The organism is Streptococcus canis (assembly GCF_900636575.1).
Taxonomy (GTDB): Bacteria; Bacillota; Bacilli; order Lactobacillales; family Streptococcaceae; genus Streptococcus; species Streptococcus canis.
Map to the genome: position 1 here is coordinate 706,550 of NZ_LR134293.1, position 20,260 is coordinate 726,809.

Consider the following 20,260-nt stretch of genomic DNA (forward strand, 5'->3'; position numbering starts at 1 on the left):
GAAATTGTTCTCTTAAATCGAAAAAAAGTCCATTTAGGACAATTTTTCTTCAATCTGACAATGTCTTTCATTAGTTGCACCAGTTAAAAGACGACGTTCACAAACGCGCTTAAAGCTTGTTGGTGCTAAGTGTTAGTTGTTCTAGCCATTCCTTGGCGGCTTGGAGATTATCCAATCTGATTTCATGACCAGTAACCCAAAATGGGGTAACCTTAGCTCCTCGACTTTCAAAAAGCGATAATACATGTTGACTATCCGCCGGTGAAACAAGAGGGTCTTCGGTTCCCATGGAGATAAAAAGTCTGAGGTGTGATTTATCTTCGGTGAGTTTACTAGTGTCAACAGGATACATAGGCGCAAATAAGATAGCTTTTTGGAAAGGACTTTCATCAGCTAAAAGAAGGTTGATGGCCATGTTAGCACCATTGGAAAAGCCAACCAAAACGGTATCTGACAAATCAAATTGATGAGCCTTGGCTTGTTCTTCTAAAAAGTCTTTCAGCTGTTGCCCTCGTGTGTTCAAGTCTTGTTCGTCAAAGAATCCTTCACGGTGACGCTTGAAAAATCGCAGCGCACCATTTTCGTTGACCTCTCCCCTCAGACTAATGAAATTAGCGGTGGGATTGAGAAAGTTCGCTAAGCTCAGTAAACTTTCCTCGTTGCCTCCCGTTCCGTGTAATAAAATAAAAGTTGGTTGGTCAGGGTGACCAGTTTTGACTAAATGGGTCATAGCATACCTCCATCAAGGCCTTTTTAGGTTGGTAATGGCTCCCAATTGAGCGTAATCTTGTCCTGCTAAACGACTCATCGGCTCCAACTTTTCCGCTAAGATGTGGTTTTCTTGGTAAACGTCCTCGTCTAAGTGGTAATGAACAATCTGAAGCAAGATAAGATCAGCGACAAGTTCTCCCCCCTCATCAGAGATAGGGATATGCTGGTAAAGTGTGGTTTCGAATCGTATCTTGGCTTCCAAGACACCAGGAGTCTTTAGGTGACTGGATGGTGTGGGAGTCATACGAGTATAAGGCAACTCGCTTTGATCAGCGGGTAACTCAATAGCTGCTTGATTGACCTGAGAGAGATTATCTCTAGAAACCGTATGAATAACGGCCTCACCTTGGCGAAGAATATGTCGTGCCGTGTCTTTCATCTGGCCATTTTTTCGCTGAATGCTAATGGATAAAATGGCGGGGCGATAAGAAACAATGTTAAAAAAACTAAAGGGAGCCAAATTAAGTTCCCCAGTTTCAGACAGGGTTGTCACAAAGGCAATGGGTCTTGGGATAACGCTACCAATAAGAATGTTATAGTTCTCTTTGGCGCTTAGGTCAGCTTGATTAAGGGATAGCATACGAGCTCCTTTCTATGTCTATAAGGGATAAGTTCCACTAAGTGGGGGAAGGTTATCCGTAATCTCCTGACGTCTTGTCTCATAGCGTTTTGGAAGTTGGAGTGTGTGGCCAAGTTGATCCATTGTTTCATCAACAGTCATTCCAGGACCTTGCGTCGCAAATTCAAAAATTACTTTGCCATTCTCTCTTAAATAAATGGATTGGAAATATTTTCGGTCACGAATCACAGTGGTGTGAAACCCCTGTTGGCTAAGTTCTGTCTGATACGCTATCAAACTGTCTTTGTCTGTAACTTTCCAAGCAATATGGTGGCCTGTACCTGGCCCCCAACTTCCTCTTGGACTAGCTTGTTTAGGGATTAAAATCTCGTGAGCTAAGCTCCCTTGAGTTTTAAAACGCCTATAGCTAGTGGTCTGATCGATTTCTTTTAGTCCCATAAGTGTTGTCAAGAACTCACGACTAGCCTGATCATCACTGGATAAGAGCACTACCCCATGGAAGCCTAAAATAGCAGGTGTTTCTTTTTCATCTGTTCCTTCAACTAGAGCCAAGTCTAATTTGTGTTTATCTTGGAAGAAAAGAGCTGGCGCATCAAACCACTGTGTTTCCTCAAAAGGCACATTGTGGTCTTGTAGCTGTTGTTTCCAAAAGTCTAGTCTTTGTTTGGGAACACGAAAGGCAATGCGACCGACTTGACCACTACCTTTGACACCTTCTGAGACATTTCCCCAAGGGAAAAAAGTCATGAGGCTACCCTCCTCCACTTTTTGATTGGCAAAATAGAGGTGATAGGTGGTTGGGTCGTCAAAATTAACAGTTTGTTTGACCAAACGAAGTTTTAAGACCTGTTGGTAGAAGTCAAGGGTTTCTTGAGGATCGCCCGTAATGGCACTGATATGATGAATCTGTTCAATGGTTTCCATAGGGTGTGCTTACCTTTCTAGTTTAATGGCGTTTAGTGTCAAAGGGGCGGATAGCTTGCTCGATTTCCTGGCGTTTAGGTTCCAAAAACGGAGGGAGAGACAAGTCTTCTCCTAAGGTTTCATAAGGTTCGTCAGTGGTGAAACCAGGGCCATCTGTTGATAGTTCAATCAGGATATGTCCTACCCGAGAGTAGAGGGCTTCAAAATAGAAGCGATCGACAAGACCAGAGCTGGAAATCCCCAAAGAGTCATATTTTTCAGCCCAGTGGCGGATAGCTTCACTGTCAGCTACTCTAAAGGAGACATGGTGAACTTCACCGTAACCCTGTTGTGCTTGAGGACTAGTCTCGTCTTTTCTCAAGATAACTTGCCCACCATGGCCACCTTCACCAATTTCTAAGAGGGTATAATCCTCGCCGGAGGCTACCACTTGCATACCATAGACTTGCATCAGATAAACTTTAAAATCTTCATAATAACTGACGGTTATTTCGATAGGGCCTAATCCGTAGATGGCTTTGTCAGTTGGCACAGGGCCTTCTTGCCAAGGGGTTCCAGGTGCTACACCTTTGTTATGCTCGTCCGAAACGAGCTGGTAGCGTTGCCCATCTTCTTCTTCGAAGCGGAGCGCTTTGTGTCCAAAGAGCTCACTGATTCCATCATGTTTCACACCAAATTGGTCAAATCGTTCTTGGTAATACTCGAGTGCCGCATCGTTTGGTACTCGAAATCCAATACGGGTAATGGCATTGGTACCGTGTTGTCCTTTAGGATTATTCGGAAAATCAAAGAAAGTCATGTCAGTCCCAGCGGAACCCTTGTCATCTGCAAAGAACGTATGATAAGTGTGAATATCATCTTGATTAACTGTTTTTTTAACCAGACGCATGCCTAGAACTTCTGTAAAGAATTGGTAATTACGTTCAATATCGTTTGTCATGGCAGTGACATGGTGAATGCCGATTAATGCTGTGTTTGTCATAAGAATACCTCATTTCTAGTGTAAAGATCCTAAACACATGATATTACTAATTAGTATTATTTACAAGAAATATGCTTACCAACAAAAAGCAAAGACATTTTTTCGCTTACACCGTCATCTGCTGCAATAATTCCCCGCTATTATCGGGAATAGAATGGGAGATGACCTGTTCAACAAAAAACTCGGATTTGCCGAATTCGATAACTTGGATACGTCTTCTCTGTGAAAAATCAACCAAAGAGGCCTTGTAATACCCTTCTAAATTCTCAAGTGCTTCCAAAGGCAGTTGAGAATGATGCAGATCTGTTAAACGATTTTTCTTGTTTGGCAATCTAAGGAAATAGAAGAGACTAATCAGAGGAAAATGGATAGGAAAGAGAGCGACCGTCAAGGTAATCACTAGTTCAAAAACCATTAAAATTTCAATGAGGTTTATTTCAAAGACTAAAACGACAAAACCATTTAGCATTACTTTAATGATGTCTCAAATAATATGGATGACTCATTTGCAGGTATCTTCTGTGACAACACCGTATATCAGTGGGCAACCTATTAGGTAAGATACCTTGTTATTAGATAGGTGTATTTAATTTGCCACTTATCGATTATTAAGTTATAATTACATTAGTTTTAACTAATTTACTATAATTTATATTTTATTTGAATGAGGAGTATTTTATATGTTATTGAAGCAAAATAAACTCTCAGTTTCCCTTATCTCTATGATTGCTTTTTTGTTGGCCCTAGATTTGATTTTAGTCAAATTTTCTCTGCATGGTTTTTTAGCAATGTTTAGCTTATCATTTATTGATCGTACGTTAATAGGAACTATTGCTGGTCCAATCTTTTCTGGTGTTGCTTTAGGTTTTTGGAATATTGTTTCCTTCTTTTTATCGGGTGGCAAACAATTTATTATCTGGTTTCCCTTGGTACAAGCTGTTCAAGGTTTCTTTTATGGACTATTTTTTTACAAGCGAAAATTAAGCACTTCTAGTAAAAAAGACTGGCTTTATGTTACCTTTGCCACACTCATCATCTTAGGCTCTACTACTTTTTTATTAACACCTATTGTCTTACATTTTTACTATAATATGCCATTTCTAACACTATACACAACCCGATTGGTTAAACTAATCGAAATCCCTGTTCATATTATCATCACGATGTTATTGTTGCCAAGGCTGCAAAGTATCAAGGAGTTTCAAAAATTTCTAACAAAAAGATAACTTCTCTCAAAGGAGAATCTCAGATTGAAGACAAAGTCCATTTAGGACAATGTTTCTTCAATCTTTTTTTGCTCTTTTACAAAAGAAAACTCCTGAAGCACGATAATATAAGCGTTTTAAGAGTTAGTTGACATCATGATCATTCAATCATTTTCATTGACTCCTGCTTAAAAATAGAGTTTGTCTACGTTTTGAACTTCTCTCAAGGAGAACCTCTGAATAAACTTATTGGTTATTTTATACTAAGTAACGTGATTAATTTTGAGATTTTCCAACTAAAGATGATAAGACAATAGCTTTCTCTAGAGCTGTTGTCTTATAGTGACTTCAATAAATGATTAAGGATAAAAGTTTAGAGAAATACCCTAACACCTCGTTACTAGCAAACTATGAATGGATACAATTTAACTCACATGGATTCATTATTAGCCTTAATAAAATTAAAAATGATATATTTATAAATTGATATATATTGCATTTTAATTAAAACATTATATAATAGTATTGATTAATAAATTGGAGGCTATCTCGTGAAGAATCACAAAAGATATAAAATGTTAGGTATTTCACTTGTTACCACAAGTGTTCTTTTAATGTATACAGCTAATGTTCGAGCAGAAGAAAATATGCAAGACCTTACCTTGGTTACCACAGCAGAAGTTGTAGCTCCTTCTGAATCAACTGCTGAATTAGACAGTGCTAATCAAACAGAACTCTCAGCGTTAGACAGTCAACTAGATGGGGAAGAAGAACTTGCTTCTCCTAAAGAAGAAGCTCAGACAAGTTACACAGAGCTTCCTCAGGCTTATAAAGATGGTCAAGAAGCAAAAGCTCAAACCCTATTATCACAATATGATGCAACCAATGTTCAAGACCTGCAAAAAGTAACAGCTTTGGGAGCGGGTCAATTAATTTCTGTCATTGACTTTGGTTTTGACATTAACCATTCTGCTTTTAAATTAGATCAAGATATTGATAAAAAACAGATTATTGATGAAGCCAGTTTTGAGGCATTGAAGCAAAAAAATAAAATCACCTATGGTCAACGCATCAATGATAAAATTCTTTTTGCTTACGACTACTCTAATAATCAAAATATTGTTGGTCCTATCGATAAAAGCACTATTTCTAAAGAAGAACTAGAACATATCAATCACGGGACCCACGTAGTGGGTATTGTTGCTGCTAATAGTACTCAAGTCGCCAATAATAACTTATTAGTGACAGGAATGGCTCCTAATGCTCAATTACTGTTGATGCGTATTTCTTCTTTAGGAAAAGCCAAAGATCAAACCTCTAAAGCTTATGCAAAAGCTATTACTGATTCTGTTTTATTGGGGGCTAAAGTCATTAGCATGAGCTTTGGTATCCCTGCGGATTCTTGGGCAACTGTTCATGAAGACGTTAAAAAAGCTATTCAACTGGCTAAAGATCATGGCGTTTTATTAGTAGCGGGAATTGGTAATGACGGTGCTTTTGGTAAAGAATTTGGTAAGCCACTAGCGACTAATCCTGATTTTGGCTTAGTCAGCAGCCCTGCCATTTCTGAAGATGTTCTAACAGTAGCTAATCACGACGCTCAAATGTCAGTCAGTGAAGTAGTGACACTTAAGACTGGTGAGAAAGAGATTGACTTACCAATCATGCTTTCAAAATCACTTGATGCTAATAAAGCCTATGATTTTACCTTAGTTGACGAAGAGAACGATCACCTTGACTTGACTGGTAAAATTGCTGTCCTCAAACGTTCTGGATCAGTCAGATTAGTTGATTTCACGCCTAAAATTGAAACGATTCAAAAAGCTGGGGCAGCTGGTCTTTTAGTCATTAATAATAATCCTATTCAAAGTAATATCTTGATTCCATACAGAGAGCTGCCAGTTGGGGTTATCAGTCAAGCTGATGGTCAAACCTTACTTAATAATGCTTCAGGCAAACTTCATTTCAAACACATCTTCAAAGTAATTGAAAATGCTGGTGGCAATCGTATGGTTCCAGAATCTAGTTGGGGATTGACAGCTGAAGGCCATATCAAACCAGACATCTCTGCCCCAGGTTTTGAAGTTCTGTCAACTTTCTCTAATGATAAGTATGAAACCTTGTCTGGAACAAGTATGTCAACACCTCATGTTTCAGGTATTATGAGCTTGCTTCAAGCTGCTCTAGCTAAAAAATATGCTCATTTAAATCTGACACCAGCTCAATTACTTGACTTGACTAAAAAAGTAGCCATGAGTTCAGCTTCTGCCTTATTCGATCCAGAAGAAAAAGCCTTTTACTCACCAAGACAGCAAGGCGCTGGAGCAATCAATGCTAAAAAAGCATTAGAGGCTTCTCATTACCTCACAGATGCAGATCATCATGCCAAAATCAATCTTGGCAATGTTAAGGATACCTTTAACTTTACAGTTCGCATTCACAACTTAACAAAAGAAACAAAAGAACTTTACTACCAAACAAACTTAACGACTGATCAAATCACTGAGGATAAGTTTGCTTTGAAAGCAAGATCTTTATCAGATAGTGCATGGCAAAAAGTAACGGTATCAGGAGATTACACTGATGTCACCATCTCAATTGATGCTAGCCAGTTCTCTCAAGAACTTCTACAACAAATGCCAAATGGCTACTTCCTAGAAGGTTTTGTACGTTTTAAAGATAGTCAAAGCAGTTCAGAAGAATTAATGAGTATTCCATTCCTAGGATTTAGAGGTGATTTTGCTAACTTGCCAGCATTAGAAGAGTCCATTTATAGCAAACTTAAAACAGGTACTTTCTACTATACTCCGGTAACAGATGGTTTAGAAAATCAATTAGACTTTGCTTCTGCGGGATTATCTTTTGAAGAAGTCTTAAATAATAACAATAGTTATACAGCCTTGCTAACAGAAGCTACGCCTTGGTTCTTATCTAATGATATTAAAAATGGCAACTTTGAATTAAGCCCATATGGTGCTAGTGAAGTTCCTAAACCAATTGTTTTGGGAACCTTTGCCAAACAAGTAAATAATGAAGAGCACTATACTTTGGACTTAAATCAAAACAGTCAGGTTTATTTAGCTATTTCACCAAATAAAGATCAAAACAGAGATAGTATCACTCCTCAAGCAACTTTCCTACGCAATGTTAAAGATGTTCAGGCACAGGTTTTAGATACCAATGGCAATATTATTTGGTCTAGTGAAGTGGCTGCTTATATCAAAAACTATACTAATAATGGTAAAGATAGTGATGGTTCTTATAAACTTGAAAAGTTGGTCTGGGATGGTACTGACAATAATCAAATGACTGTTGCAGATGGTAACTACATCTATCGTCTGCTTTATAGCCCAGTTGTGGAGGGTGCACGTCAACAAATGATGGACTTTTCAGTCATTGTTAGCACAAAAGTTCCAAACTTGCCAACACGTGCACATTACGATACTGAGACAGGGCAACTAAGAGTTGAAGAATCTAATCATCAAAATGGTTTACCAATTTATCGCACATTTGTGGCCTTTGATTACGAAGACGCTACTGAAGAGTCCCTATCCGGTGAAACAGTAGAAGGTGAAAACCCTCAAGTAACAGAAGCTTCCGAAGAAGACCTTTTAGATATGCCATTTAAATACAGTGTTTACTTCTACGCTGATGAAAATGGCTATATCAACATTCCAAAAACAATAAAATCTGAAGATGGCAAAGATATTACCATTGATTTTGAGAAGTTAGTCTTTGTGATTGAAGATAAGGCCGGTAACTTTAATAGCATCAAGCTTTCAGAATTGCTTAAACAAAGCCAAACAGACAAGCAACCTGACTTAAAAGAGCAAGATGAATTAGCCTTACCAGAGATGCCAGAAACAGCTGAAAAAGAAGAATCTAGCAAACCTGAGCAAAGACAAGCAATGACAAGAGAAGTTACAAAAACAGCTGAGCTGTTGGCATCGAAAAAACCTATCTCTCATTTGTCAACTCAACAATCCTTACCTCAAACAAGTGATCGTAAAGGAAACCTTTCTACCATCTTAGGAAGCCTTCTTATCTTAACAGTTTCTTGCTTTGGATTTAGAAAAAAGCAAAAAGAAGATTAATAAGGACCTTCCCTTTTAATAGTTACGAATAACAAAAAAATTCTCCCTATGTCTTTTAAGACCTAGTATTAAATTCGGAGGACTTTATAACCAAGAAAAGAGAGGAGACAAAATGCGTCTTCTCTTTTGTTATGGCTGGAAGTCATAATAAAAAATCGCCACGTTAGGAGTGGCGATCAGAACGTAGACAAAGTCTATTTTTAAGAAGGTGTCGATGAAAATGATTTAATGATCATGACTTCAACCAACTCTTGAAACACTTATGTTGTCGTGTTTCAGGAGTTTTTCTTTTTTAGAGGAGCAAAAAAAGATTGAAGAAACATTGTCCTAACTGGACGTTTTCTTCAATCTGAATCGCTACGTTAGGAGTGGCGATGATGTTGAGAGGAAAATTAATGGATGTTTTTGAATGCTGATGTCTAATAAGAACGTTGACCTCTCAACACTAGTCGTATCCCATAGATTGGCTTAAGGAACTCCTTTTTTTAAGTTTAGATTTTCAAGCATGTTAGTTTCAGATACAATAAATGCGATTTGATGAGAACATCTTTATAGTAGAACGTAATAGCCAATGTGAATTTAAAGTAAGTGGCAGTTTATGACAAGCAAGTCGCATCAACGATGCGTGTCAATGGTTATTGTAGAATTGATGCCCCAGAACGAACGGTCCTTTTCACTTTTGGAGAAATGATTTTCTCAAGAAACAGATGGTGTAAAGGGAAAAAGACACCTTATCCTGTAGATGAGTGGTTAGGTTTTAAAAAGTATATGCGCTATTCTCCAGAGTTGCTGTTTCAATTAGTTAAGCTAGTCTCTAAGATGTCTTACAGAGAAGTTTGTCGTGCTGGCCGTCATCTTACGACTCTTTCCCCAATGAGAACCTATAAATCAGGTCATAAAAATGGTAGGTTGTAAACTCATGCTAGGTAAGGCTATTAGACTAGTGACTTATTGCCACTAAAAAAAGCTTTTGAGAGGTCTTTTTCTATAAAGGTAGACTTGTTTTCTTGAGTGATAAGGGATAAATTTAATTTTCACAAAAACTGAGACACATACCCTGCCGTAAATAATACTTGACGGATATAGGGAATTAGGGTAAAATAATCTGTGTTGTGGCGGTATAGCCAAGTGGTAAGGCACGGCTCTGCAAAAGCTTGATCGTCGGTTCAAATCCGTCTACCGCCTTTTATATACAAATGAAGCCTTGATTGACCTCGTAAAAACGTTGTTAAATCAAGGTTTTTATTTTTCGTGACAGGATAAAAAAGACGATGCGTGCCTTGAACGCATCAAAAATTTCATTAACTTATCGGAAACAACAAACTCTTTTGTAGAGGTTCTGATGGCGACTTAGAATAAAAAGTTTAATTCCTCAATTTAAATGATAAAATAATTCTAATATACTTATTTTTATTTTAAAAATGTTAAAATATAGTTGCAAAAATTATAGAAATTATATATAATTATATTCATGTCGACATATAAAAAAAGAAAGTTGTATTGAAGTATGAAAAAGAAATTATTCTTTGTTAGTGCATTAGCACTTTTAACTACAGGTATTGCTCTAAACACTGAAAGCACAGTTAGTGCAAGTAGCACTCGACTATCTAGCTTAAATGTTAGAAATATCTTAGACGAGTACGATCGTCAACTTAATTGGGATATTAGCACTTATAAATCTACCTATCGCTATTGGATGATGCAGGTAAGGCAGAAAAATATGACAGCTGATGATATGCGTCGAGAGTTAGATAAGGCTCTTTATGGAGAAGACTCTGAGAGTGATTACTATTAATATTTGACATAAAAATTTATCCATATGATAAGCCGTTAACATAGGTTGTATGGCTCGGCTGGTTTAGGCCTTCTTGTTTTCTTACAAGAGGTCTTTTTTTGATAGGTTTTATGAGACTACGGGAAATTGCGCCGAGAGAAAAGTAGAAGTAGTGCTAGTAGTTTTTCTTTAGTTTGTTGGCTTTGCGAGGGTCATCGCGGATCCCTAGACAGGTGGTTGTCCTTGGGGCGCTTAGCTAAGTGGGCACCAGCCTTCCAATTTTAATCTTTTGTAGCATGTCCAGCAAGTGCTGAAGGTTGGCATTGGCTACTTTGAGATGATAGAGCTGGTCTTCTTCATGGTATCAGTCTGTCTGAAAATAGTGATGAAAAATCAAGGCTTTAAGTTGAGCGTATTCAGTTTTTTGGTGCTGGCATGACAATTTTCTTCTTTACTAACCAGCTTAAGCTGAGGGTTGCCTGATTGTCAGACTGGTCTAGTTGAAATAGACTAAAAACATCCTAGTGATTAGGGATCACTAGGATGATAAAAATAGCAACTGTCATAGCAACAGGGCAGGGGGCAGTGCAACTGTTTTCTCGTCTTCCTTTTACGTCATAGGTAGAAAAGAAAGTCCTTGTACAGGCAAAAATTAAAAGTCCTGTTAGTCTTAAATTTTTGCTAGAAGAAAGGGCTGGCTTGCTAGTGACCTATTGTAAAATCATTAATAGTTTCCCTATAGTCGGGTTAATCACTAAGGAGGTCATCATAGTCATTGGTGCGTTCAAATAACCCAATGGCATAAGGGCAAGTCGCTGCCAGTTTTTTACCTGCTTTGCGAGCTTCACTGGCAACTTTGTCAACCAACTGTCTAGCGATGCCTTGGCCTTGATAGGCTTCGTCAACTAAGGTGTGATTGATGACCCAAAGGTCATCATTATGGAGGAAGGTGCATTCCCCGATTTCTGCTGACTCTTGGTGAGCCACGGAGCGGTTCTTGTCTGCTTCAAATGTTATGGTTATCATTAGAAAATCTCCTTTTTGTCCTGATAATGATGCTTATATTGTAGCAAAAGATGTCAATGATGACAAATAGAAAGGGCTTTCTGATACTTCCTAGAGCCTAACCTAAATGTTTAACTAAGAGGCGCATGTCACGGCCAAATTTATCTTGAACGGGAGATTGGAAAGTAAAGCCATTTTTTTCATAGAGTCCCTGATGAGCAGTGATGGCGTAAAGGTCTTTAACCCCTTTTTGTCTGGCAATCTCAGTGATACGGTCAACCAATTCCAAGCTCAAGCCTTGACCTCGGAAATCAGGAGAGACATAAACAGTGGATAAGAATGGACCATAGTCTGGCTTTTCGACAATGTCTTTTTGCACTAGTGCTGCAAACCCCATCAACTGGTCATGGCTGTCTGTCATGATAATCACTTGGTCCATGGCGTCTAATCTGCCGGTTTCTAAACGTTTAGCTAAATAAGCGCCAGCCTTCCATTCAATAGCTGCCATGGCTTCCAAAAGAAATTCTGGCTTGTGGCTGTCTCGTGACAGTTGGTAAACTTTTTCCACGTTTTCCTCTCTAGAGGTCGTTTTAATGAGTTTTTTGTAGAGGTAAGGGGTAGTAAAACTAGAAATAATGACGGCAAAGGCGATTTGACTAATGCTCTGAGCCATTACAGTTTCAGACAGAGGAAGATACTGGCTGACAAAGGGAGGAATAGACATGGAAAAGGCAGCAATGGAGCTCATGGATAAGGTCATGCGTCCTTCTTTTTCGTTCCATTCCTTGTCAAATAAGGCTACGGGCAAGACTGCTAAGGCATAATAAAAGACAACCAGTAAAAGGCCAGTGAGGCTTGACTGAAGCGCTGTGATGATATTAATACGAGCTCCAAAAGTAACTGCCAAAAAAGTAATCAGGAGCATTGATAAGGGCCTAGACATGGCACGACTTGATGGGTATAAATAACCAATTAGAACCCCAATAGCAAATGGTAGAATATTGGCAAGCAAGGGTGTGATCAGGTTAATGTTGGATTCGCCAACGCTCAGAATAAGCAAGGGAATGGCAGGAAGCATCACTAAATTAATGACTGAAAAGGCACTTTCTTCCATCTCACTAATATCTTTACCAAGGAGAACCAAGTACATGCCCGGATTAAGGGACATTAAAATAGCAGTTATGGTCACAGCAGTGATACCTAGAAAACCACTAGCAGGGAAAAAGGCCTTCCATGCCAAGGTAATTAGTAAGGCAATCCCTATCTTTAGGAGTAAAACAGGTCCAATAGCCTTGATGACTTTCGGGTATTTGCCTAGATTGGTCTGAATTCCTGATACTATGAGCAATACGGCAATGATAAAGAAGGTGGTGTCTTGACTAAAAAGGCCACTAAAGGGAGCACCCAGGTTTAAGAGATGGGGGAAAAAGGTGTAAATGACAGATGTCAAAAACATAGGAATGAGGAAATTGCTCCCTTTAAAAGTTGTCAGTTGTCTAAGTTTTGTCATGGTGTGTTCCTTTCTAGTCTGTCAATGAAATAGCTAACATTTTGCGCAATAGCGTTTGTAAATGGTCCAGTTCTTGGTCTGTCAGGCGCTCGGTCAACTGGCTCTCCAATTGGTTAGCAATGTCTTTAAAGTTTTCTTGCATGCTCAAGGCCTTATCGGTTAAGTACAATTGTTTGTGGCGCTTATCCTTACCATTAGCTAGCCGTTTAATCCAGCCTTCTTTTTCCAAATTTTGAAGAATCCGAGTCACGGTTGGATTACTCATGTGAAAGTAATGTTCCAAATCCCGCTGGTTGAGACTACCATTATCAAATAGGTAAAGGTATTTGAGACACTTAAATTGGCTATGGGTGATACCATAGCTTGCTAGGGTATGGTTGGCAATTTTATCAAAGTTTAAATTAGCACGTTTGATTAAGTAAACGGTATTCTTTTCGCGCATGCTGACCCCCTTATATATAGTTTGCTATATAAACTAGCATAGCTTGCTATTCTTTTCAAGTCAAGCGCTCAAAAAAGAATGAGATAACTGCCGCTGGAGCTATTACCTCATTCTGATTTGTGTTAGTGTTTGTTTTTACCAACGCTCACCGTACAGGGCTTTAGCATTGGTTTCTAAAATTGCCTTTTGTTCTTCCTCTGACAAGGCTGCCTTTCGAATATAAGAAAAGGCTCTGGTGTATTTTTGGTTTTGGAAGTAGGGGAAATCGCTGCCAGCTAGTAAACGTTGATGACCTAGTACCTCATTACTATGGAGCAACGAAGCTTCAAGAAAATTGGCTGTGTCAAACCAAAAGTACTTCTGCAAGGTATCTAGGGGGTGGTGTGAAAAGCTGTGCCAATCCTCATAGTTGTCAATGATGCGCTGCATTTGAAAGGAAATACCACCACCCAAATGCGCAATGTGGAAACGAAGATGTGGGAACTTTTGTGGCAACTCTCGTTTCAAAAGCTGCAAGGTAGCTAACATATCCTCAATAGGAGCACCGACCACCCATTCTTGGTCGTAATCATTGACCATGGGGCTCATGGCACCACAGCCTGTCGGATGAATGTAGATAACAGCTCCCAGAGCATCCATCGCTTCAAAGAAAGGTAAAAAAGCGTCATCGGCGATTGATTGACTGGTCTCAAGGACAGTATTGACTGCGATTCCCAAAAAACCTAATTCTTCAATAACGCGCTTGCCTTCTTGGATAGCTTCTTCAACATTTGGCAAAGGAACAACCCCATAGGCCCGAAAACGGTCTGGGTATTGGTCAATAATGGTCTTGTAAAATTGATTAATGGTCTGAGCAGCCTTGAGAGCCTCTTGTGGCTTACCAAACTGAGGAACCTGTGGTGTTGCCGACAGTACTTGGTAGGAGACGCCAGCCTTGTCCATCATGTCAAGACGTTTAGTCAGGTCCTGAGGGTCGCCACTAGCATTTAGACCCTTTGCGATTGCAATGCCAGTGCCACCCAAACGTTCTAGTAAATCGAGGTACTCATCTGACCAGAGGTGAGCATGTGTGTCAATAGCTGTTTGTGTCATCAGTTGACCTTCTTTCTATCATCAATTCCAGAAGAAATTTTTTGCTTGTCAGAAACAATGCCTTATCTGTTATTGTAACAAAAAAATCACTAACTTGAGATAAAAAAGTTCTCAGATTTAGGCTCAGAAAAGGGTGTTGTACTGTCTATGGAGGATAATTTTAAAAAATTTAGAAAAATAAAAAAATAATCATTTTTTTTAAGGGTTTAGATTGACAGGGGGGGTAAAACGTGTTACACTTGGCAAGTAAATTAGTTTTTGAGTTAGTATTTGTGTTTCAACATCTTTATTTCTCTCTATTTTTACAAATGCTTTATAGAAAGGAAGTGGATGCATATGACACAAGGTACAGTTAAGTGGTTTAACGCTGAAAAAGGTTTCGGTTTTATTTCAACTGAGAACGGTCAAGATGTCTTCGCACATTTTTCAGCAATCCAAACTAATGGTTTTAAAACATTAGAAGAAGGACAAAAAGTGGAATTTGATGTCGAAGAAGGTCAACGTGGCCCTCAGGCAGTCAATATCACTAAATTAGCTTAATCAGGTTAAATGATAAGAGAAAAGCAGGTGTTGGGAACAACGGCTGCTTTTTTTGTTTTCAGTTGATGATTGTCTCCAATGACAAAGAGTTGCTTTTAAGGTCTTCTATTTGTTATAATAATAGTCAGTTTTAGTCAAAACAGACCGATCTGGTGCCTTTATCTAGTGTAAACGGTTCATAAGCAAAGGAGTGATAGCATGCCGACAAAAAATACTTCAGATAGTATTGAAGAATATATCAAAGAATTATTAGCCCAATCGGGAATTGCAGAGATTAAGCGTTCTATGCTAGCAGATTCCTTTCAGGTTGTTCCAAGCCAGATTAACTATGTGATTAAAACCCGTTTTACAGAAAGTCGGGGTTACGAGGTTGAAAGCAAGCGTGGCGGTGGTGGTTATATTCGTATTGCCAAGGTTCATTTTTCAGACAAACATCATCTGATTGGCAATTTAATGGCCTCTATTGATGAACGCCTGAGCGAACAGGTCTTTACTGATTCGATGCAACTCCTCTTTGATGAACATTTAGTCACAGAACGTGAAGGAAACATTGTTTTGGCCATGGCATCTGATGAAGTCTTAGGGCCGGATGGACCAACTATTCGTGCGCGGATGCTCTACCGTTTATTGCAGCGAATCGATAGAAAGGGAAGCAATTAATGATCATGTATTCATTGAAGATGCAAGAAATCTTTAGGCAGGCACAGTTTCAAGCAGCCCGCTTTGACAGCCACTACCTAGAAACTTGGCATATCTTGTTAGCCATGGCTAGAGTTGACCAGTCCTTAGCAGGTCTAGTGCTAAGTGAATTTGATGCTAAAGTTGCAGTGGAAGAATACGAAGCTGCCGCTATTTTAGCTATAGGAAAAAATCCTAAAGGTCAGGTGTCACACGTGGATTTCAAGCCTCAATCCAAGACCTTGACGAATGTGTTACAGTTTGCGCAGGCTATTAGTCAAATCACTAAAGACCCAGAAGTCGGCTCTGAACATGTGCTCTTTGCCATGCTACTCAATCCTGATATTATGGCAAGTCGTCTCTTGGAAATGGCTGGGTATCGCATCAAAGATAAAGGAAATGGGGAACCTCGCTTAGCTGATTTGCGAAAGGCCATTGAGATTCACGCAGGTTATAGCAAAGAAACCATTAAGACTATCCATGAGTTACGCAAACCAAAGAAAACGAAGGTTCAAGGAACCTTCTCAGATATGATGAAACCACCAAGCACGACGGGTGATTTGGCTGACTTCACCAGAGATTTGACCGAGATGGCAAAACAAGGTCTGCTAGAGCCTGTCATTGGTCGTGATGCCGAAGTATCTCGCATGATTCAAGTGCTCAGTCGTAAAACCAAAAACAATCCTGTTCTTGTTGGAGATGCAGGGGTTGGTAAAACTGCCCTTGCCTATGGTCTTGCCCAACGTATTGTGAATGGAGCCATTCCTTATGAACTGCAAGACATGCGCGTCCTCGAATTGGACATGATGAGCGTCGTTGCGGGGACACGTTTTCGTGGTGATTTTGAAGAACGCATGAACCAGATTATTGATGACATTGAAGCAGATGGCAAGATTATCCTCTTTGTGGATGAATTGCATACCATTATGGGGTCAGGAAGCGGTATTGATAGCACACTTGATGCTGCTAATATTTTGAAACCAGCCCTATCTCGTGGCACCCTTCACATGGTCGGAGCAACAACGCAGGAAGAGTACCAAAAACATATTGAAAAGGACGCCGCTCTTTCTCGCCGCTTTGCCAAAATTTTAATTGAAGAGCCTAACCTAGAAGACGCCTATCAGATTTTACTAGGTTTGAAGACTTCCTATGAAACCTACCATAATGTGTCAATTTCTGATCAGGCAGTGCATACAGCTGTTAAAATGGCGCATCGCTACCTAACTAGTAAAAATCTTCCAGATTCAGCCATCGATTTGTTGGACGAAGCTAGCGCTACAGTCCAAAGCATGGTTAAAAAATCAAGTTCGGAAATCATCACACCAATAGATCAGGCACTTCTTGACGGTGATATAAAAAAGGTTTCACGTCTTTTGGCCAAAGAAGCTAAGGGGCAGACGAGAAGGCCAAGGCCAGTAACAGAAGACGATATTATGGCAACCCTGAGCAAATTATCAGGGATTCCATTGGAAAAACTCAGTCAGGCTGATAGCAAAAAATACCTCAATCTTGAAAAAGAGTTGCACAAGCGCGTGATTGGACAAGAAGACGCTGTTTCAGCCATTTCTAGAGCAATCCGTCGTAATCAATCGGGTATTCGCACTGGTAAACGTCCAATTGGTTCTTTCATGTTCCTTGGACCTACTGGTGTTGGGAAGACTGAATTGGCTAAAGCTTTGGCAGAAGTCCTCTTTGATGACGCGTCAGCCCTTATCCGCTTTGACATGTCAGAGTATATGGAAAAATTTGCGGCATCTCGCCTTAATGGAGCGCCTCCAGGCTATGTTGGTTACGATGAAGGCGGTGAATTAACAGAGAAGGTCAGAAATAAGCCTTATTCTGTCCTCCTCTTTGACGAGGTGGAAAAAGCCCACCCTGACATTTTCAACGTGCTCTTACAAGTGCTTGATGACGGTATGTTGACAGATAGCCGTGGGCGTAAGGTGGACTTCTCAAACACCATTATTATCATGACTAGTAATCTAGGGGCAACAGCTCTGCGGGATGATAAAACAGTTGGCTTTGGGGTAAAAGGGGTCAGCCATGACCACCAAGCCATGGAAAAACGGATTTTGGAAGAATTGAAAAAAGCTTATCGACCAGAATTTATCAACCGAATTGATGAAAAGGTTGTCTTCCATAGCCTTACCCAAGAGAATATGAGGGAAGTGGTTAAGATTATGGTGCAGCCATTGATTGCTAGTTTAGCAGAAAAAGGCATTACCCTCAAATTCCAGCCAATGGCTCTCAAGTACCTTTCAGAGGAAGGCTATGATGTGGAAATGGGTGCTCGTCCATTGCGCCGTACTTTGCAAACGCAGGTAGAAGACAAACTATCCGAATTGATTCTTGCTGGTGACTTGGCAAGTGGTCACACCCTGAAAATTGGGCTTTCCCATGGCAAACTCAGCTTTAACGTTGGGTAAATTTCCCTGCTTCACCTAGTTGACAGCTTACGATTCACAATAAAGAGTCTGTTCTTATGAAAACGGACTCTTTTTTCTTGACTATTTTTGACCAAGTGATAAAATAGAGGAGGAAGTTAGCACTCATATATTAAGAGTGCTAAATGATTAAAGATTCTTTTATTGGAGGAAATATACATGTTAAAACCATTAGGTGACCGTGTGGTCGTAAGATTTGACGAAGACAAAGAACAGACTGTCGGTGGTTTTGTCCTTGCAGGTACTCATAAAGAGTCAACACGAAAAGCGACAGTTCTAGCTGTCAGTGAAAATGGCATTCGCACCATCACAGGTGACGCTGTTCTTCCATCAGTAGCAGTTGGTCAGGAAGTTTTGGTTGAAAACGGGCATGATTTGGAAGTAACTGTTGATGGCGAAAAAGTATCCATCATTCGTGAAGCTGACATCATCGCTATTGTCGCAGAATAAGACGATAAATCTCTGTATAGAAAGAAGGATTGAATATGTCAAAAGATATTAAATTTTCAGCAGATGCGCGTGCTGCAATGGTGCGTGGGGTTGATATTTTAGCGGATACGGTAAAGGTAACGCTTGGTCCTAAAGGTCGTAACGTCGTGCTTGAAAAAGCCTTTGGTTCCCCTTTAATTACCAATGATGGGGTTACCATTGCTAAAGAAATCGAGTTAGAAGATCACTTTGAGAATATGGGAGCTAAGTTGGTCTCTGAAGTAGCTTCTAAAACCAATGATATTGCAGGTGACGGTACTACTACTGCAACAGTCTTGACACAGGCTATCGTCCGTGAAGGGCTTAAAAATGTGACTGCTGGTGCTAACCCAATTGGTATCCGTCGTGGGATTGAAACAGCAACAGCAACAGCTGTTGAAGCCTTGAAAGCTATTGCTCAGCCCGTCTCTGGTAAAGAAGCTATTGCTCAGGTTGCTGCTGTGTCATCTCGTTCTGAAAAAGTTGGGGAATACATCTCAGAAGCAATGGAACGTGTGGGTAACGATGGTGTGATTACTATCGAAGAATCACGTGGAATGGAAACAGAGCTTGAAGTGGTAGAAGGCATGCAGTTTGACCGTGGTTACCTGTCTCAATACATGGTTACAGACAATGAAAAAATGGTTGCAGACCTTGAAAACCCATTTATTCTGATTACTGATAAAAAAGTGTCAAACATTCAAGACATTCTCCCATTGCTTGAGGAAGTTCTCAAAACCAGCCGTCCATTGTTGATTATTGCAGATGACGTTGACGGCGAAGCCCTTCCAACCCTTGTTTTGAATAAAATTCGTGGTACGTTTAATGTGGTTGCTGTCAAAGCTCCAGGCTTTGGTGACCGTCGTAAGGCCATGCTTGAGGACATTGCTATTTTGACAGGTGGTACAGTCATTACAGAAGATCTTGGTCTTGAATTGAAAGATGCTACGATGTCAGCTCTTGGTCAAGCCGCTAAAGTGACCATTGACAAAGACAGCACTGTCATTGTGGAGGGAGCAGGCAGTTCTGAGGCGATTGCCAACCGTGTTGGGTTGATTAAGTCACAACTGGAAACCACAACATCTGACTTTGATCGTGAAAAATTACAAGAACGCTTGGCTAAATTAGCTGGTGGTGTGGCTGTCATCAAGGTAGGTGCCGCAACAGAAACAGCCCTTAAAGAAATGAAACTTCGTATCGAAGATGCCTTGAATGCTACACGTGCGGCTGTTGAAGAAGGTATCGTTGCTGGTGGTGGGACAGCGCTTATTACAGTTATTGAAAAAGTAGCAGCCCTTGATCTTGATGGCGATGATGCTACTGGTCGTAATATCGTACTTCGTGCCTTAGAAGAACCGGTACGTCAAATTGCTTTCAACGCTGGTTATGAAGGGTCTGTGGTTATCGATAAATTGAAACATAGCCCTGCTGGAACAGGTTTCAATGCCGCAACAGGTGAGTGGGTAGACATGATTGCTACTGGTATCATTGACCCTGTTAAAGTAACGCGTTCAGCCCTTCAAAATGCTGCTTCTGTGGCTAGCCTTATCTTAACAACTGAAGCAGTTGTTGCTAACAAACCAGAACCAGCTGCGCCAGCAATGCCAGCAGGAATGGATCCAGGCATGATGGGTGGTTTCTAGTTTCTCTATAGCATTGATGCTTATTAAAAAGAGGTTTTTGACTTCTTACTCTAAAAAGGAACAAAGCTTGGATTTCGACTCATGATTTCCACTCTTTGTTCTTTTTAG

The 20,260-nt window shown here is 39.9% G+C and carries 17 protein-coding genes, 1 tRNA gene and 1 pseudogene; 10 read left to right on the forward strand and 9 right to left on the reverse strand.

The features are described 5' to 3' along the window. Positions 1 to 109: 109 nt before the first annotated feature. From EL097_RS03715 to EL097_RS10685, 5 genes are all read right to left on the reverse strand, one after another. Complete coding sequence (locus EL097_RS03715; protein ID WP_003045660.1) at positions 110 to 730, reverse strand: alpha/beta hydrolase; 621 nt, start codon at positions 728 to 730, stop codon at positions 110 to 112. A 12-nt stretch (positions 731 to 742) separates the two neighbouring features. Then, entirely contained in the window at positions 743 to 1,351 is a 609-nt protein-coding gene (locus tag EL097_RS03720; RefSeq protein ID WP_003045658.1) for a flavin reductase family protein, read from the reverse strand. 18 nt (positions 1,352 to 1,369) lie between these two features. Continuing rightward, a complete protein-coding gene (locus tag EL097_RS03725; protein ID WP_003045656.1) occupies positions 1,370 to 2,275 on the reverse strand; it encodes a VOC family protein in 906 nt (301 codons plus the stop codon). Between the two features lie 22 nt (positions 2,276 to 2,297). Next, positions 2,298 to 3,257, reverse strand: a complete 960-nt coding sequence (locus tag EL097_RS03730; protein ID WP_003045654.1) for a ring-cleaving dioxygenase — start codon at positions 3,255 to 3,257, stop codon at positions 2,298 to 2,300. Positions 3,258 to 3,363: 106 nt separating this feature from the next. Next, positions 3,364 to 3,672, reverse strand: a complete 309-nt coding sequence (locus EL097_RS10685; protein WP_176693513.1) for a hypothetical protein — start codon at positions 3,670 to 3,672, stop codon at positions 3,364 to 3,366. 265 nt (positions 3,673 to 3,937) lie between these two features. Between EL097_RS10685 and EL097_RS03740 the strand changes: the two genes are divergently transcribed. The 5 genes and pseudogenes from EL097_RS03740 (at position 3,938) to EL097_RS03760 (ending at position 10,351) form a co-directional block, all read left to right on the forward strand. Beyond that, on the forward strand, positions 3,938 to 4,483 hold the full coding sequence (locus EL097_RS03740) for a folate family ECF transporter S component (RefSeq protein WP_003045650.1): 546 nt from the start codon (positions 3,938 to 3,940) through the stop codon (positions 4,481 to 4,483). A 554-nt stretch (positions 4,484 to 5,037) separates the two neighbouring features. Then, on the forward strand, positions 5,038 to 8,556 hold the full coding sequence (locus EL097_RS03745; protein WP_129544935.1) for a S8 family serine peptidase: 3,519 nt from the start codon (positions 5,038 to 5,040) through the stop codon (positions 8,554 to 8,556). 527 nt (positions 8,557 to 9,083) lie between these two features. Next, positions 9,084 to 9,399: pseudogene (locus EL097_RS11110) on the forward strand (ISLre2 family transposase); the annotation flags it as partial. A gap of 271 nt (positions 9,400 to 9,670) precedes the next feature. Then, a tRNA-Cys gene (locus EL097_RS03755) sits at positions 9,671 to 9,741 on the forward strand. A gap of 322 nt (positions 9,742 to 10,063) precedes the next feature. Continuing rightward, on the forward strand, positions 10,064 to 10,351 hold the full coding sequence (locus tag EL097_RS03760; protein ID WP_003045644.1) for a hypothetical protein: 288 nt from the start codon (positions 10,064 to 10,066) through the stop codon (positions 10,349 to 10,351). A gap of 726 nt (positions 10,352 to 11,077) precedes the next feature. On the opposite strand, the gene EL097_RS03765 is transcribed toward EL097_RS03760, so the two are convergent. From EL097_RS03765 to EL097_RS03780, 4 genes are all read right to left on the reverse strand, one after another. Further along, positions 11,078 to 11,356, reverse strand: a complete 279-nt coding sequence (locus EL097_RS03765) for a GNAT family N-acetyltransferase (RefSeq protein ID WP_003045642.1) — start codon at positions 11,354 to 11,356, stop codon at positions 11,078 to 11,080. A 97-nt stretch (positions 11,357 to 11,453) separates the two neighbouring features. Further along, positions 11,454 to 12,845, reverse strand: coding sequence for a GNAT family N-acetyltransferase (locus tag EL097_RS03770; RefSeq protein WP_099982963.1), 1,392 nt, complete (start codon positions 12,843 to 12,845; stop codon positions 11,454 to 11,456). 13 nt (positions 12,846 to 12,858) lie between these two features. Beyond that, positions 12,859 to 13,287 carry a MarR family winged helix-turn-helix transcriptional regulator gene (locus EL097_RS03775; RefSeq protein WP_003045638.1) on the reverse strand — a complete coding sequence of 143 codons (429 nt, stop codon included), beginning with the start codon at positions 13,285 to 13,287 and terminating at the stop codon, positions 12,859 to 12,861. A 135-nt stretch (positions 13,288 to 13,422) separates the two neighbouring features. Continuing rightward, the gene (locus tag EL097_RS03780) at positions 13,423 to 14,379 is read right to left on the reverse strand and encodes an amidohydrolase family protein (protein WP_003045636.1); all 957 of its coding nucleotides are present in this window, start codon (positions 14,377 to 14,379) and stop codon (positions 13,423 to 13,425) included. 336 nt (positions 14,380 to 14,715) lie between these two features. Between EL097_RS03780 and EL097_RS03785 the strand changes: the two genes are divergently transcribed. The 5 genes from EL097_RS03785 (at position 14,716) to groL (ending at position 20,152) form a co-directional block, all read left to right on the forward strand. Beyond that, positions 14,716 to 14,919 carry a cold-shock protein gene (locus tag EL097_RS03785; protein ID WP_003045634.1) on the forward strand — a complete coding sequence of 68 codons (204 nt, stop codon included), beginning with the start codon at positions 14,716 to 14,718 and terminating at the stop codon, positions 14,917 to 14,919. 198 nt (positions 14,920 to 15,117) lie between these two features. Further along, entirely contained in the window at positions 15,118 to 15,579 is a 462-nt protein-coding gene (locus EL097_RS03790; protein ID WP_003045631.1) for a CtsR family transcriptional regulator, read from the forward strand. Continuing rightward, positions 15,579 to 18,023 (forward strand): ATP-dependent Clp protease ATP-binding subunit, encoded by a 2,445-nt coding sequence (locus tag EL097_RS03795; RefSeq protein WP_003045629.1) that lies wholly within the window; start codon positions 15,579 to 15,581, stop codon positions 18,021 to 18,023. Before EL097_RS03790 ends, EL097_RS03795 begins: the two co-directional genes overlap by 1 nt. Before the next feature lie 177 nt (positions 18,024 to 18,200). Beyond that, positions 18,201 to 18,491: a co-chaperone GroES gene (groES, locus tag EL097_RS03800; protein ID WP_003045628.1), complete on the forward strand. Its 291-nt coding sequence runs from the start codon at positions 18,201 to 18,203 to the stop codon at positions 18,489 to 18,491. A gap of 35 nt (positions 18,492 to 18,526) precedes the next feature. Continuing rightward, positions 18,527 to 20,152, forward strand: a complete 1,626-nt coding sequence (gene groL / locus EL097_RS03805) for a chaperonin GroEL (protein WP_003045626.1) — start codon at positions 18,527 to 18,529, stop codon at positions 20,150 to 20,152. Positions 20,153 to 20,260: the final 108 nt, after the last annotated feature.

Coding starts and splice junctions, on each gene's coding strand:
- EL097_RS10685 (WP_176693513.1), bottom strand. CDS start 3,672: ATGGTTTTTGAACTAGTGATTACCTTGACGGTCGCTCTCTTTCCTATC.
- EL097_RS03745 (WP_129544935.1), top strand. CDS start 5,038: ATGTTAGGTATTTCACTTGTTACCACAAGTGTTCTTTTAATGTATACA.
- EL097_RS03760 (WP_003045644.1), top strand. CDS start 10,064: ATGAAAAAGAAATTATTCTTTGTTAGTGCATTAGCACTTTTAACTACA.
- EL097_RS03795 (WP_003045629.1), top strand. CDS start 15,579: ATGATCATGTATTCATTGAAGATGCAAGAAATCTTTAGGCAGGCACAG.
- EL097_RS03730 (WP_003045654.1), bottom strand. CDS start 3,257: ATGACAAACACAGCATTAATCGGCATTCACCATGTCACTGCCATGACA.
- EL097_RS03715 (WP_003045660.1), bottom strand. CDS start 730: ATGACCCATTTAGTCAAAACTGGTCACCCTGACCAACCAACTTTTATT.
- groL (WP_003045626.1), top strand. CDS start 18,527: ATGTCAAAAGATATTAAATTTTCAGCAGATGCGCGTGCTGCAATGGTG.
- EL097_RS03765 (WP_003045642.1), bottom strand. CDS start 11,356: ATGATAACCATAACATTTGAAGCAGACAAGAACCGCTCCGTGGCTCAC.
- EL097_RS03780 (WP_003045636.1), bottom strand. CDS start 14,379: ATGACACAAACAGCTATTGACACACATGCTCACCTCTGGTCAGATGAG.
- EL097_RS03790 (WP_003045631.1), top strand. CDS start 15,118: ATGCCGACAAAAAATACTTCAGATAGTATTGAAGAATATATCAAAGAA.
- EL097_RS03785 (WP_003045634.1), top strand. CDS start 14,716: ATGACACAAGGTACAGTTAAGTGGTTTAACGCTGAAAAAGGTTTCGGT.
- EL097_RS03740 (WP_003045650.1), top strand. CDS start 3,938: ATGTTATTGAAGCAAAATAAACTCTCAGTTTCCCTTATCTCTATGATT.
- EL097_RS03725 (WP_003045656.1), bottom strand. CDS start 2,275: ATGGAAACCATTGAACAGATTCATCATATCAGTGCCATTACGGGCGAT.
- EL097_RS03720 (WP_003045658.1), bottom strand. CDS start 1,351: ATGCTATCCCTTAATCAAGCTGACCTAAGCGCCAAAGAGAACTATAAC.
- groES (WP_003045628.1), top strand. CDS start 18,201: ATGTTAAAACCATTAGGTGACCGTGTGGTCGTAAGATTTGACGAAGAC.
- EL097_RS03775 (WP_003045638.1), bottom strand. CDS start 13,287: ATGCGCGAAAAGAATACCGTTTACTTAATCAAACGTGCTAATTTAAAC.
- EL097_RS03770 (WP_099982963.1), bottom strand. CDS start 12,845: ATGACAAAACTTAGACAACTGACAACTTTTAAAGGGAGCAATTTCCTC.